The organism is Mucilaginibacter oryzae (genome assembly GCF_003148845.1).
GTDB lineage: Bacteria > Bacteroidota > Bacteroidia > Sphingobacteriales > Sphingobacteriaceae > Mucilaginibacter > Mucilaginibacter oryzae.
This window is the reverse complement of record NZ_QGHA01000005.1, coordinates 401642-416304: the sequence shown is the minus strand read 5'-3', so window position 1 is coordinate 416304 and position 14663 is coordinate 401642. Positions and strand designations below refer to the sequence as shown.

Genomic DNA, 14663 nt, shown 5'->3' with positions numbered 1-14663 from the left:
TGTTATTTAGCATCCGCTCCATCGGTTTTAGCCCGGTTAACGGCGTAAGTGCCTACTTTATTTCCGGTTATTAAACCCACTTCACAGTCGCTGCGGTAATGAATGGCACCGTACAGCCTTGACATGGCAGCCTGGTGAGCCAAATCGTTAAATTTATTACCCCTGTCTGGTAACAGGTAAGTTAAAACCGTTGCTGCAGCGCCACTGAAATTAGAGTGCCCCGATGTATACGCCGGAAAGTTAGGTATCCCGGTAAGCGTTTTGATGTTCGGGTTTGCCTGCGACGGGCGCTGGTTAAAATAAAAATATTTGGTATCCCAGCAAACTATCGCTGCATCCATTTCGGCCATGTTTAGCAGGGCAAAGTTACGCGCCCAGCGCACTTCACTATACTTTTGTTTCACAAACTCATCGGCAGCAATGGCGTTCCAGTGGCCGGGCGGCGTATAGGTGCCAACGCCGTCGGCCCAAAAGGCAACCAGTTCTTCATGATCGCGACTGCGATCCTTACTGTATGAAAGTACCTCTTCGGTTTCTTTTTTAAACTCGGGCGAATTGGTGGCATACGGCGGGCCCGGTCTGATGGCCGCTACAGTTAGCGTATCAAACAAAAACGGGATCACCTTGGAGAATAATGGCAGCATAGGCGGTCTTTTGGGGGTTTCCAGGCTCACCCAAAACTGTTCGCCTTTGGCTGCGGTAGTTGTTTCAAAATTTTTCCAGATATCTGGTGTGCCAATGGCTTTGCCGGCGCGGTCGGCCCGGGCACGGGCTGCGAATAATGATGCTACCTGTCGGCCTAATGATTCGCCCGCTGTAAATTCCGCACGGGTGTTAGCGCCCGAAGCTATACGGTAAAACTTCTCTTCATCAACCTTTTGTTGAATGTAAGCGACCTCGGTAGGGAATAAAAGTTTCATGATCTCTGATGTTGCTCCCGATACTACCGCGTCTTCACTTGGATAGGATGGCAGATCTGAAGCAGGGATCAGCGCTTTTACACCCGAATCATTTTTGTATGGCGCGGTGCGTTTGTACACGTTTTTAAAGTGCCAGGCCGCAATTAAGGCATCGTACTGGCTGGCGCTTACATAGGCATAAGCACGTGCAGCGTAAGGCGGATTGGAGAACGGAAACTCCGGATAATTGAAGGGGTTTGCCGAACTTGGCGCCGGATAACTGCCATCAGCGTTTTGGTAGGGAGGGATGTTGTGTTTGGCCACCAGTTCGCGCAAAATCTCGTTCCAACGCAAAACAGAACCGGCGCTCCAGTACTGGATAACTTTTTGCTGGGCATCGGTAAGGTTACGCTGATAGGCTTTGATCTCGTTTAAATCAGCTGTATAGGCCGGTGATGTAACGGCATCCGGCGCTGCTACCGTGAAAGCGTTAAAGTCGGTAATCAGCACAGGCTTCCAGGTATCGGCTGTCAAATCCAAATTGGCAGGTGCCAACGCCGGGTATAATGCCGTACGATCTAAAATATCTTTTTTGCACGACGTTATGAGTGTCGCGGTTAAAAGTGTACCTGTAAATATGTTAAGTAATATTTTTTTCATGTTTTTATTCTTTAAAACTCCCCGCTTATTTCTTTTCGCCCCTGGTATTGAATACATAATACACGCTTAAATAACCCGAACGTGTTTGGCCAACGTTACACCCGCTTAAAACATAGTTGCCGCCTGCGGTAACTTCAATGCCCATTGGCGTGCTGTATTTAAACAAGGCACCCACCACATTCGAGTTCATCTTATTACTCGGAAAAGGCATATCATTTTTACGGATATCAAAACCGCCGATGGTTGTCATTTTGGTAAACGTGGCTTCCGCGTTAAATCTTAAACTGCGGTAGCCTGCGCTGGCCAAAAAGTTGGTATAGTTAGGCATTTGTACCTCGTTGGTATAATGCATTTCGGTGGTGTAATATGAATTTCTGTCGATGGTGATATTGCTGCGGCGCACGTACTGCGCGGCACCGGCCACAAACAGCCTGCCTACCTGGTAGTTTAGCAAACCGCGGATACCTACGTTTTTACTGTGTAAACCAACAGAAAGCGGTAAAAAATCGGCTTCATAATTACTTAATGGCACAGAGCCGGTAGCTATGGCATGAAAACTGAACAGGCCCCGACCTATTTCTTCTTTCACGGCCATCCATTTAAAAGCAAACATTAAGTCCTGGAACTTTTTTTCGCCCCTTAACGTACCTGCCGAAGCGTTGGTAGTAACAAAAGGAACCATCATGATCAGGTTGATGCGGTTTGATAAACCATAGTTGCCACCCAAAGTGTAAGTATTAGTACTCACTGTACCGAGGTTTGGATTATCCCGTTTAAATGTACCCTCCCAGTAGTGGTCCCAACTCCCATGGGAATATACCGCGGCGGCACAAAAATAATTTTTAGGGATCATCAAAGCATCGGCATCTGTTTGTGCTTTGGCAAATTGTGATAAAACAAGTAAAAAGCAAATAACAAGGCTATATCTGTAAAAGTACAGCGACATAAGTTTTAATTTAAAAATAAGGAAACAATGAATAATAAAGGCTGTGAATTTGTGTGGATGGCCTATCTCGATGATCAAGTGAGTGGTTGCACCCTTTTAATCATTGAAATAGCCTGTAAGCACCGCGTTCCTTGTTACCAGGTATTTTGCGTTACAAAAGGGAGCGTTGATAGGTTGAATAAAAGATATGGCCTCTTCAACTCAATTATACAAACAAAACCATTTGCAACATCAGATAGCTGACAGCAGCAAAACAATTAACTCACAATTTACAGGTAAATAAATCAGCTGATAGCGTTTGGCGGTTTGCCTGGTGACTCGATGAAAGGTGAATTATGAAGGTAGTGTAGAGTGTTAGGCTTTAATTTTAACACTGTGCCATAGGTTAGAAACCGGTAGCGGATAACCTGGAAGCTATAATCATTAGCTGCGCCGATTTTTTTCATAGGCGCCTCATGGCCCTTTTTGCTTAAGGGTACATCATTTAACTCTTTGGCAATAATAAGATTAGCGCTTACCAACCGCGTTTTTACCGCGTTGGCAATGCAGATAAATGACATGGTATCGCGCGTTACCTTGTATCGCAGATAGTTGTAGTATACACCTTTTAGCTGTAACTGGCCCTGGTCTTTTACATACCCGTCCCAACTGCTGATGTTAGGAAGATGTACCGGGATCTTGATCTCTACAAGTTTGGTTTTATCAACCTTGTTTTCGTAAATCTCCTTTACAATCTGTACTTCAGAGCGGTGAATAAAATACTGAAATGCCAGGTTGTACCCGCCCATATTGAACAGATGCACATTTAACAACAATATGGCTATTAGCCTTTTCACCAAGCGGAAATATTTATTGGGTATGTAATTAAAAGTAAATATATGTAACAATATTGTTAAAACAAATAAAATTGAAAATTGTATCGCCAACAATAAATCCGGCGCTAACAGGCCGGGTAAAACTCATCAATAAGTTATATTTACCGATTGTTATTACTTAAATGAACATGGATTTGATAAAACAACCCTGCCCCTGGTACGTAGCCGGACCATTAATCGGGCTCACCGTGCCCACTTTACTTATTTTGGGTAATAAGGCGTTCGGAATCTCTTCGTCATTAAGACATATCTGCGCGGCTTGCTTCCCCGCAAACATCTCCCTTTTTAAGTACGACTGGAAAAACGAGCGCTGGAACCTGTTTTTTGTAGCCGGGATTATTTTGGGCGGGTTAATTGCCACGCTGTTTTTAAATGGCAATCACGCTGTTAATATCAACCCGCAAACACATGCGTTGCTGCAACAGCAAGGGGTAAAAAATTTTAAAGGGTTGTTACCTGCAGATATCTTCAGTTTTAGCCAGCTTTTAACGCTTCGCGGGTTTGTTTTTATGATAGCCGGGGGCTTTATGGTGGGCTTCGGTACGCGCTATGCGGGCGGGTGTACGTCAGGCCATGCAATTATGGGTATTTCTAACCTGCAATGGCCATCAGTAGTGGCTACCTGCTGCTTTATGGTTGGCGGCTTTGTCATGACCTGGTTTATTTTACCTTACCTTTTACAGTTATAATTATATGTCTCACATTAAATACCTTTTTGCTGGTTTGCTCTTTGGCATTGTACTGGTAAAATCCGAAGTAATCAGTTGGTTCAGGATCCAGGAGATGTTCAGGTTACAATCGTTTCATATGTACGGCGTTATTGGCAGCGCCGTGGCGGTTGGTATGCTATCGGTTTGGCTCATCAAACGTTTCAAAATCAAAACCATAGGCGGCGAGCCGATCATAATACCTGATAAAGAATTTAACCGCGGTAACGTTTACGGCGGACTTATTTTTGGATTGGGATGGGCCATTACCGGCGCATGCCCTGGTCCGCTGTTTGCGCAGATTGGCAGCGGTTTCATGGTTACATCTGTTACCTTGTTAAGTGCTATTGCGGGTACCTGGGTTTATGGTTTGCTGCGCGATAAATTGCCGCATTGATCTACGCCATGTTGCAGTGGTTTGGGGGCTTTTTGCCTGTGTATATTTGAGTTAAAAATTTATTGATGATTCAACGAAAAAAGATATCGGTATCAAACATCATCAGCCTGTTGATTGTAGGATTACTATTGCTGGTTGTTTTTAAACCAGGGGTCAAAAGCTATGTTATCCGCGCTTTGATGGTTACTGGTATTTTTAATCCCGATACCGCGCAATTTGCCACGGGAACAAAAAAGTATGCCAATATTCCGGACCTGCAGTTTAAAAACGCCGATGGAAAGCTGACATCGGTAGGCGGATTTTATACTAAAGTAGTATTTGTAAACTACTGGGCTACCTGGTGCCCGCCCTGCTTAGCCGAAATGCCGGCCATTAACGATTTGTACAATAAATATAAAAATAATGAGCACGTGGCATTCATTATGGTTGACGTTGATAGTGATTTGCCGAGAGCCAGGGCATTTATGCAAAAAAACGGCTATAACCTGCCGCTTTACGTGCAAGCAAACCCGGTGCCGGATAGCCTGATGAACGGTACTATTCCAACAACCTTAGTTTTTGATAAACGCGGCAACCTGGTTTTTAAACATGCAGGGGTAGCGGATTATGGCAGCAGGAGCTTTGATGTCTTTATCAAAAATCTTGCTTCGCGTAATTAAGGATTTTGAAATTACAGGTTACAAAGAGGGGCATCCCTTTACCTCCGTTTTCAAATGAACTTACTACACAACCTGATTGGAAAAGCCGAAGGTACTTTACTTAGCCATATTTATAAGTTGGACGGTTGCGTTACAAACGCAAACCCAGGTTAAGCACTCATCGCAGATGAGCGCAATTTAATTAGGTTGTTGCGTTACAAACGCAAATCCAGGTTAAGCGCTCATCACAGATGAGCGCAAGTCTCGACTGAGCCCGAACTCACGTTAATATATAAAAAGGCCAATTGCCCCGGTTTTTCATCAAACCGTAAAACCTGCCTTTTATAGCTGTAAATTTCGCCGATAAAATATACTTTGCAAACGCTTACCTTAAACTAAGGTATTTGTAAATTGCTGTCTACACGATGAATGCGGAACAATCAAGGTTAAAGGATACAAGTTGGAAAAAATGGGGGCCTTATGTAAGTGACCGCCAATGGGGCACCGTGCGCGAAGACTACAGCGCTAACGGGGATGCATGGAACTATATTACCCATGATATGGCCCGAAGCAAAGCCTACCGCTGGGGAGAGGAGGGAATTGCCGGTATTTGCGACAGGCAGCAGTACCTCTGCTTTGCCATAGCGCTCTGGAATAAAAAGGACCCAATTATTAAAGAGCGCTATTTTGGTTTAAGCAACCCCGAGGGGAACCATGGCGAGGATGTGAAGGAGATGTATTATTACCTGGATAGCACCCCCACGCACTCGTACATGAAAACACTGTACAAGTATCCTCAAAACGAATTTCCGTACAAACGCCTGGTTGATGAAAACAAGAGCCGCGGCAGGCAGGATCCGGAGTTTGAATTGATGGATACCGGTATTTTTGATGAAAACGAATACTTTGATGTTTTTACAGAATATGCTAAGGCCGCGCAGGAAGATATCCTGATTAAGATAACCATTCATAACCGCGGCGATAAAGACTCGCCGCTGAATATAATGCCTTCATTGTGGTTCCGTAACACCTGGGGCTGGGGGTATGATTCGCGCAAGCCCGATCTCACAGCACATTCAAACAAAGTGATCAGCGTTTTTCAGAAAGAACTTGGCCAGATGTGGCTGCATGTTGAAGGCGGGGCCGAACTGTTGTTTTGTGATAATGAAACCAACTCGCGCAGGTTATATAATTATAACGATGGGCGAAAATATTATAAAGATGGCATCAACGACTATATCGTTTCCGGTGCTGATACTGTTAACCCCAAAAAAACAGGCACTAAGGCGGCGGCGAATTATGACCTGGTGATACCCGGCGGAGAAAGTGTTACCTTACGCTTACGCCTCTCGGAAGATGCGAAATACAGTTTCGAGGATTTTGACCAGATTTTTGCCACCCGCCTTACCGAGGCCGACCAGTTTTATAATGATATCCACGGCGAAGCCATGAGTGCCGACCGCAGGCTGATCCAGCGGCAGGCTTTTGCCGGTATGTTGTGGAATAAGCAGTTTTATTACTCCGATATCCGCCACTGGCTTAGCGGTGATAAGGGCATGCCCAAACCGCCCGCCCAACGCCAGAATGCCCGCAACAGCAAATGGAAGCATTTAAACACCCGCGATATCATATCCATGCCCGATAAATGGGAGTATCCCTGGTTTGCCGCCTGGGACCTGGCCTTTCATTGCCTGCCGCTGGCTACTGTTGATATGGCTTTTGCCAAAAATCAGCTGGTGCTGCTTACCCGCGATTGGTATATGCACCCTAACGGGCAGTTGCCGGCCTACGAGTGGGATTTTGGTGATGCCAATCCCCCCGTACATGCCATGGCGGTATGGAATATTTACAAGGCTGATAAGGAAGCCAACAATGGTAAGGGTGACACCTATTTTCTGGAACGCGTTTTTCATAAACTGATGCTCAACTTTACCTGGTGGGTAAACCGTAAGGACGAGTCGGGGAATAACATTTTTGAAGGTGGCTTTTTGGGGATGGATAATGTTGGCGTTTTTGACAGGAATATGCATTTGCCCTGGGGGCAGCACCTGGAGCAGGCCGATGGTACCAGCTGGATGGCCATGTACTCGCTTAACCTGCTGCGCATAGCTACCGAACTCGCGCAAACAGATAAAGCCTATTCTGATATCGCCTCTAAATTTTTTGAGCACTTTATTTATATCGTTGGCGCGATGTCGAACTTTGGCGAACACGATGAGGGGCTTTGGGACGATGAGGATGGCTTTTTTTACGACCAGATCCGCTTTCCGGATGATGGTTCGGTAAAATTACGGGTAAGGAGCATTGTTGGTCTGATCCCCCTGTTTGCTACCGAAGTGTTGGAAGAAAAGGATATTATGGATAACCCTATTTTTCAGGATCGCCTGAAATGGTTTGCCGAAAAACGACCGGACCTCGCTTCTCTGGTATCGCGCTGGGGCGAAAAGGGTAATGAAAGCAGGCACCTGATCAGCCTGTTGCGGGGTTACCGCATGAAATCCCTGTTGAAATACATGCTGGATGAAAACGAGTTTTTAAGCGAGTATGGCATCCGTTCCTTATCAAAATACCATTTAAAACATCCATACCATGTTTCGGTGAATGGTGTTGAGTTTGGGATAAGCTATGTGCCCGGCGATAGCGACAGCGGCCTTTTTGGCGGCAACAGTAACTGGCGCGGCCCCATCTGGATGCCTATTAATTACCTGATTATTGATAGCCTTCACCGTTTCCATCAATATTACGGCAACGATTTTAAAATTGAATGCCCCACCGGCTCAGGTAATTTTATGAACCTGAAGGAGGTAGCCAACGAGCTTTACGCCCGGGTATCAAAACTGTTTTTGCGCAATGAAAAAGAGGAGAGGCCCGTATACGGTAAAAACGGAAAGCTGCAAACCGATCCGTATTTTAAAGATCACATCCTGTTTTACGAGTTTTTTGATGGCGATACGGGCAAAGGCCTCGGCGCTGCACACCAAACCGGTTGGACAGGTTTGATTGCCAATTGTTTGTATGTGGATTGATTTTAATTTCGGTTATCGGAACCGGCCTGTGGCTAAGGCTTGTGCAGTATGAGCGGATAGCCCGGCCGCTGGCAACGCCCATATTATTGCTAATGCTGTTAATAAACACAAAGAAAAACCGATAAATTCATCAGCTCATAAAAAAAACAAATGGCAGATCAGGACACCTTACCCCCAAATAAAGAGCAAACCGCTGAGGTAGATTTAGGTATTGAAACTTTGTTGAAAGTTACCTCCAGCACCGATCAGCGTTTAAGTGATATGGCAGATAACAAAGCCCAGATCCTGATTACCGTTAATTCCATCATCATATCGGCCATTATAAGTTTGGTGCTGCGTAAACTAAAGGATAATTCGTTTTTGATGGTGCCCTCGTACCTTTTACTCACGGTGAGCCTGGTCACCATGATCCTCGCTATTTTATCAACCCGGCCATCTATACCGCGTGGTAAGTTCAGCGTAAAAGACCTGGAGAATAAAAAAGCAAACCTGCTGTTTTTCGGTAATTTTTACCGTATGAGGCTGGATGACTTTTCTGTTGGCATGAAGCTGGTTTTAAACGATAAGGAATACTTGTACGAAACCCTGATTAAGGATATCCATACGCAGGGCGTAGTGCTGGGGCGTAAATACCGCCTTTTAAGGGCCGCCTATAATGTGTTTATGTTCGGGCTGATTATTGCTATAATCACTTTCATTGTATCATCCATGAAGCATAACAGCCTGCCGGATATTGTTAATTAGTAAATCACGCATTCTGATAATCATCGTGTCTTTTTTACACAATAATTTAATTTGCTGATAATTAATAATTAGCTTTACTGTACCAGTTAATTATTAACCATTATCAAAACATGATTTACAGCAGGAGAAACTTTATTAAAGGCGCCGGTGCGCTTGCTTTGGGCGGCATGGCTTTATCAGGTAAGGCGGCCGGCTTTTTAACGCCAATGGAACATCATCCGGTTGGTTTGCAGTTGTTCACCTTTTTCGGCGTTATAGATGAAGACGTTAAGGGTACGCTTACTAAAATTGCGGGTATAGGCTATAAGGAATTAGAATCGGCCTTTAGTAAAAAAGGCGGGTATTATGGCATGAAACCCAAAGAGTTTAAGGCCATGGCAAATGATCTTGGCCTGAGCTGGGTGTCGCACCACGTATTGGGCGCGCCGTTTAAATTGCCCCCCGGAACCAAAATGCCGGTAGGCGCGGATGGTAAGCCTTTAGTATTGCCCCCTGTATTGAACCTGCGCGATAACATGCAGCAGGTAATTGATGAAGCTGCCGAGGGCGGCGTGAAATACCTGGTTTGCGCAAACTCGCCAACTGCAACCTTAGAGGAAGTGAAAAGCACCATCGGGGTATTGAACAAAACCGGCGAAGCCGCAAAAAAAGCCGGACTTGTGTTTGCTTATCATAACCATGACATGGAGTTTAAAGCAGTTGACGGTAAAGTGCCTTACGATTTATTACTGAGCGAAACTGACGCCCGGAATGTTAAAATGGAACTTGACCTGGCCTGGGCCGTAAAGGCCGGCAAAAATCCGGTTGAGATGTTTAAAGCACATCCGGGACGTTTCCCGCTTTGGCATGTGAAAGACCTGGATGCTTCGCGCGAGAACATTCAACCCGTTGGTAGCGGCACTATTGATTTTAAACCTATTTTCGCCGCGGCAAAATCGGCAGGTATGAAGCACTTTTTTGTAGAGCACGATATGCCTAAGGATGCTTACGCCAGCATAACGGCCAGTATGGGGTATTTAAAAGATAAGTTGATGGTATAGTTGCCCTGCTTCCCGATTTTTTATGACAATAATTACTGCCGGTAAGCAATTTTCCGGCATTTTTATTGTTTGCCGGTCTTAATGGCGAAGAGTAATCGTTTATTTGATGGGATGTTAAGTAAAAACGACTTGTTACGCGATGAATTGGGCTTGATTTCAAAAAAATAATCGTTAACAATTCCATAACGTCTTTCGATTTTGATTTAACTTGTTGTTTAAGTAATTTAAGCCGCTAATTATTATTTGAATCGGGCAGTTTATGGCAGAAAAATCTACAGAGCAATTAAAAAAAGTATTAAAACCAGTTCATTTATGGGCAATTGCTGTAGGTTTAGTTATTTCGGGCGAGTATTTTGGCTGGAATTTGGGGTGGGGGGTATCGGGCACGGTGGGATTGTTGATAGCCACGCTGGTTATCACCCTTATGTACATCGCTTTTATTTTTAGTTATACCGAACTTACTACTTCTATACCTCATGCAGGCGGCGCGTTTGCCTATGCTTACCGCGCTATGGGGCCTTTAGGAGGGCTGATTGCAGGCTACGCCACACTGGTTGATTTTTTGGTGGCTACACCCGCCGTAGCTGTATCGTTAGGCAGCTACCTACACTTTTTATACCCCGGTATCCCGGTAACCGAAGCGGCCGTGGGTTTTGTGGCGGTGTTTATCGTACTCAATATGTTGGGTGTGAAGGAGTCGGCTACGTTTTCGGTGTTTATCACCATTTTGGCGGTAATTGAGCTGATGCTTTACCTGGGCATCGTATCTCCCCATTTCAAAACATCCAATTTCCTTGCCGATCCGATGCCATTTGGCTGGTCGGGCGTTTTTGCTGCTTTACCCTATGCCGTTTGGTTTTATTTAGCTATTGAAGGCGTGGCCATGGTGGCCGAAGAGGTAGATAACCCTAAAAAGAATATACCACGCGGCTATATATCGGCCATCATAACGCTGGTAGTACTGGCTTTAGGCGTAATGATCATCACCGGCGGCCTAACAGACTGGCATAAGCTAAGCCATCTGGATTATCCGCTACCCGAAGCTATAGGCATTGTGCTTGGTAAAGGCAACGGCCTTACCAAAGTATTTGCAAGCATTGGTTTATTCGGTTTGATAGCCTCCCTGCATGGTATTATCCTGGCATCATCAAGACAGGTTTTTGCTATGGCGCGAAGCGGTTACTTGCCAAAGGTGCTGTCTGATATCAACCATAAGTTTAAAACCCCGCACTGGGCGCTTTTGGTAAGCGGCGCTGTAAGCTATGTGTTCATATACAAATTTAAAACCGATCAGATCATTATGCTATCGGTACTGGGCGCGGTAGTGATGTACATTATGAGTATGCTGAGCATTTTCATATTACGCAAAAAAGAGCCGCGTTTAAACAGGCCATTTACCGCGCCGTTTTATCCGTTTTTTCCGGCAATTGCCCTGGTTATTTGCGTGGTATGCCTTTTGGCATCGGTGTATTTTAACCCCGATATGAGTTTGATTTTTGCAGGAGGGATCGCATTGGTATGCATCATTTTTGTTGCATTAGGAAAACACAAAGTTGCTTTAGATGAGGCGATGATGAATGCACCGGTTGAGGAGGGTATCGAGTCATTGGGGCATTGAGTCATTAAGTCATTGCCTTGGCTATTCGGGTGCATGCAAACGACCAAATCACCATGACTTAATGAAACAAAGCAAAAATGACCTAATGACCTAATGAAATAAAAAATGACGCGCAGCAAATGACCTAATGAAATAAAATATGTACCGCCATACCATACATCACCGCGTTTATAAATTTGCCGATCTGAAGGTTTTGCTCGGCAAGGCCTCGCCCTACCGATCGGGCGATGAGCTGGCCGGTTTGTGTGCCGGGGGGTATGAGGAGCGGGTGGCAGCGCAAATTACGCTGGCTGATGTTCCGCTTAAAAACTTTTTGAACGAAACCGTTATCCCATACGAACACGACGAAATTACCCGCCTTATTATTGATGAACATGATACTTTAGCTTTCAGCCAGATCAGTCATCTTACCGTCGGCGAACTGCGCGACTGGCTGTTAAGTGACGAAACCGACTGCCGTACCCTGACAGCCATTGCCCCCGGGCTTACGCCCGAAATGGTTGCAGCCGTATCTAAACTGATGCGTAACCAGGATTTGATAGCCGTAGCGGCTAAGTGCGGGGTGGTAACCCGTTTCCGTAATACCATTGGCTTAAAAGGACATTTCAGTACGCGGTTACAGCCCAATCATCCTACTGATGACCCTCGGGGCGTGGCTGCCAGTATTATTGATGGTTTATTGTTTGGCAGCGGTGATGCCGTTATAGGTATTAACCCGGCAACTGATAGCCCGGCCGCCGTGAGTAATTTACTTAATTTAATGGATGAACTGCGGTATCGGTTCGAGATCCCTACGCAAACCTGTGTATTGAGCCACATCACCACAACGCTGCAACTGGTTAACGAAGGCGCACCGGTTGACCTCTGCTTCCAATCAATCGCAGGCACAGAAAAGGCAAACGCCAGCTTTGGGGTAAATTTAAGTTTGATTGAGGAAGCTTATCAGGCCACCTTATCGTTAAAGCGGGGTACTGTGGGCAACAACGTAATGTATTTTGAAACGGGGCAGGGCAGCGCGCTTTCGGCAAATGCCCATTTCGGGGTTGATCAGCAAACCTGCGAAGTGCGGGCTTATGCGGTAGCCCGCAAGTTTAAGCCGTTGCTTGTAAATACGGTAGTAGGGTTTATCGGGCCAGAGTATCTATATGATGGCAAGCAGATTATCCGCGCGGCGCTGGAGGACCATTTTTGCGGGAAGCTGCTCGGGCTGCCCATGGGCGTTGATGTTTGTTACACCAACCACGCCGAAGCGGACCAGGACGATATGGATACCCTACTTACCCTGCTGGGTGTAGCGGGGTGTAATTTTGTGATGGGCATTCCCGGATCAGATGATATTATGTTGAATTACCAGTCAACTTCCTTTCATGATGCATTGTATCTGCGTAAGGTATTAGGTTTAAAACCGGCACCCGAATTTGAGCAATGGCTGATGAGGCAGGGGATTGTTGATGAACAAGGGAACATGCTGCCGGTAAGGGAACACGGGTTACTGGAAAGTTTAAGGTAAAAGCTGAAAGCTTTTTGACTTGCGCTCGTTTGTAACGAGCGCTTAACACGGTTTCGCGATTGCATCGCGCGGTTTGCGTTATAAACGCAAACCCAATTAAGCACTCGTTGCAAACGAACGCCGGATAATATATATGAGTAAATTACTGCCGATTAAATGAAACGAAATATCCCGCACGAAATTGAACCATTAAAAGCCTTGCAGGAATTTACCACGGCGAGGATTGCCATTGGCCGCGTGGGAACAAGCATTCCCTTAAAACAATCACTGGAGTTTAAACTGGCACATGCCCACGCGCGTGATGCCGTTTATTCAGAACTGGCAGTTGATAAACTTACTTCATCACTTGGGCAGTTCTGTGTGCCTGTTTTACATTTACACAGCCAGGTTACCGACAGGCGGCAGTACCTGCAAAGGCCAGACCTGGGGCGCAGGCTTAATGATGCGTCCTTAAATTTGTTACAGGATTACCGGACGGAAAACGATGTGGCTATTATAGTTGCAGATGGTCTTTCGGCCACGGCGGTAAATGAAAACACCAAGGGGCTGCTTGATGCGCTGATTCCTTTATTAAGCGGTAATGGTTTTAAGCTTGCGCCGATGAGCCTTGTTGAACAAGGCCGGGTGGCTATTGGTGATGACATTGGCTCTGGCCTGAATGCCAAACTTTCACTGATCCTGATAGGCGAGCGCCCCGGCCTGAGCGCGGCCGATAGCCTGGGCGCATATCTTACCTACAACCCTAAACCGGGCTTAACCGACGAATCGCGCAATTGCGTTTCAAACATCCGGCATAAGGGCCTGAGCTATAAAAAGGCTGCAAAGAAAATATTTTATTTAATCAGCGAGGCGTTTAAATTACAGCTATCCGGCGTAGAGCTAAAGGACAATGCGGGGTTGATAGCTGAAAGCTGAAAGCAAAAGGCCTAAAGCTTTATATGCTCCAGGCCCTTTTATGCTTTGTGCTTTTAGTCTTCGGCTTTCAGCTTACTTGCTCCTTGCTTCAATATAGCCTGTAAATGTAATGGCATCGCGATTGGTGCTGATCACCTGTAACGAGCCGTAACCATCCTGCGAAATGCTGAGGTTAAAGCTTTGTACATCGCGCCAGTCGGCTATGTTTTTATCTTTGGGTTTGATGATGATATTCCAGCCGCCCCCTTTTTGTACCGACGAATAGCTGAATCTGGTGGTGTTTACTTTAATACCGCCGTCGGTTGTGCCGGGGTTAGGCGCCACAAACGCCCGACCGAAATAGGGGAGGAAAGCTACCACGGTATCTTTTCCCACCGTGAAATCGTAATCCGATGTTAACTGTCTGTTGCCACCCCTCATTGGCGAAGCGTTGGTTGCTTTAAAAACAAAATTCTGCGCTTCAACCATCTCTTTAATTTTAGCGCGCTCGGCCGCTTTTTTTTCGGCCTTTGTTTTGGTTTGCGCATAAGTACTGTTAACACTGATCAATATGAATAAAGCCGCGAAGGCTAACCGGGTGAAAAGCTTCATGATAAAATGTTTAAAAAAGATTTGACAGTAATTGGTAGCTCAGGTTTAATTAATTACATCCAAATTTAAACAATGTTTCAAATAAAAAAACCACCCT

The 14663-nt window shown here is 45.5% G+C and carries 13 protein-coding genes; 9 read left to right on the top strand and 4 right to left on the bottom strand.

The features are described 5' to 3' along the window. Positions 1-2: 2 nt before the first annotated feature. The 3 genes from LX99_RS15855 to LX99_RS15845 form a co-directional block, all read right to left on the bottom strand. Entirely contained in the window at positions 3-1559 is a 1557-nt protein-coding gene (locus LX99_RS15855; protein WP_109608754.1) for a phosphatase PAP2 family protein, read from the bottom strand. Positions 1560-1584: 25 nt separating this feature from the next. Beyond that, a complete protein-coding gene (locus tag LX99_RS15850) occupies positions 1585-2505 on the bottom strand; it encodes a hypothetical protein (protein ID WP_109608753.1) in 921 nt (306 codons plus the stop codon). A 284-nt stretch (positions 2506-2789) separates the two neighbouring features. After that, positions 2790-3341: a hypothetical protein gene (locus tag LX99_RS15845; RefSeq protein WP_031267181.1), complete on the bottom strand. Its 552-nt coding sequence runs from the start codon at positions 3339-3341 to the stop codon at positions 2790-2792. Between the two features lie 167 nt (positions 3342-3508). Here LX99_RS15845 and LX99_RS15840 point away from each other — a divergent pair, with 167 nt between their 5' ends. The 9 genes from LX99_RS15840 (at position 3509) to eutC (ending at position 13975) form a co-directional block, all read left to right on the top strand. Beyond that, the gene (locus LX99_RS15840; RefSeq protein WP_245927939.1) at positions 3509-4069 is read left to right on the top strand and encodes a YeeE/YedE family protein; all 561 of its coding nucleotides are present in this window, start codon (positions 3509-3511) and stop codon (positions 4067-4069) included. 4 nt (positions 4070-4073) lie between these two features. Next, on the top strand, positions 4074-4484 hold the full coding sequence (locus tag LX99_RS15835; protein WP_109608750.1) for a DUF6691 family protein: 411 nt from the start codon (positions 4074-4076) through the stop codon (positions 4482-4484). A 65-nt stretch (positions 4485-4549) separates the two neighbouring features. Then, a complete protein-coding gene (locus LX99_RS15830; protein WP_109608749.1) occupies positions 4550-5143 on the top strand; it encodes a TlpA family protein disulfide reductase in 594 nt (197 codons plus the stop codon). A gap of 404 nt (positions 5144-5547) precedes the next feature. Continuing rightward, complete coding sequence (locus LX99_RS15825) at positions 5548-8148, top strand: MGH1-like glycoside hydrolase domain-containing protein (RefSeq protein ID WP_109608748.1); 2601 nt, start codon at positions 5548-5550, stop codon at positions 8146-8148. Positions 8149-8298: 150 nt separating this feature from the next. Next, the gene (locus LX99_RS15820; protein ID WP_109608747.1) at positions 8299-8892 is read left to right on the top strand and encodes a Pycsar system effector family protein; all 594 of its coding nucleotides are present in this window, start codon (positions 8299-8301) and stop codon (positions 8890-8892) included. Positions 8893-9002: 110 nt separating this feature from the next. After that, entirely contained in the window at positions 9003-9932 is a 930-nt protein-coding gene (locus LX99_RS15815; protein ID WP_211319035.1) for a sugar phosphate isomerase/epimerase family protein, read from the top strand. Between the two features lie 259 nt (positions 9933-10191). Then, positions 10192-11550 carry an ethanolamine permease gene (gene eat, locus LX99_RS15810; protein ID WP_109608746.1) on the top strand — a complete coding sequence of 453 codons (1359 nt, stop codon included), beginning with the start codon at positions 10192-10194 and terminating at the stop codon, positions 11548-11550. Between the two features lie 139 nt (positions 11551-11689). Further along, positions 11690-13060, top strand: a complete 1371-nt coding sequence (locus LX99_RS15805) for an ethanolamine ammonia-lyase subunit EutB (protein ID WP_109608745.1) — start codon at positions 11690-11692, stop codon at positions 13058-13060. A 156-nt stretch (positions 13061-13216) separates the two neighbouring features. Further along, positions 13217-13975, top strand: coding sequence for an ethanolamine ammonia-lyase subunit EutC (eutC, locus tag LX99_RS15800; protein ID WP_109608744.1), 759 nt, complete (start codon positions 13217-13219; stop codon positions 13973-13975). 72 nt (positions 13976-14047) lie between these two features. On the opposite strand, the gene LX99_RS15795 is transcribed toward eutC, so the two are convergent. Continuing rightward, the gene (locus LX99_RS15795; protein ID WP_022833201.1) at positions 14048-14566 is read right to left on the bottom strand and encodes a DUF4251 domain-containing protein; all 519 of its coding nucleotides are present in this window, start codon (positions 14564-14566) and stop codon (positions 14048-14050) included. Positions 14567-14663: the final 97 nt, after the last annotated feature.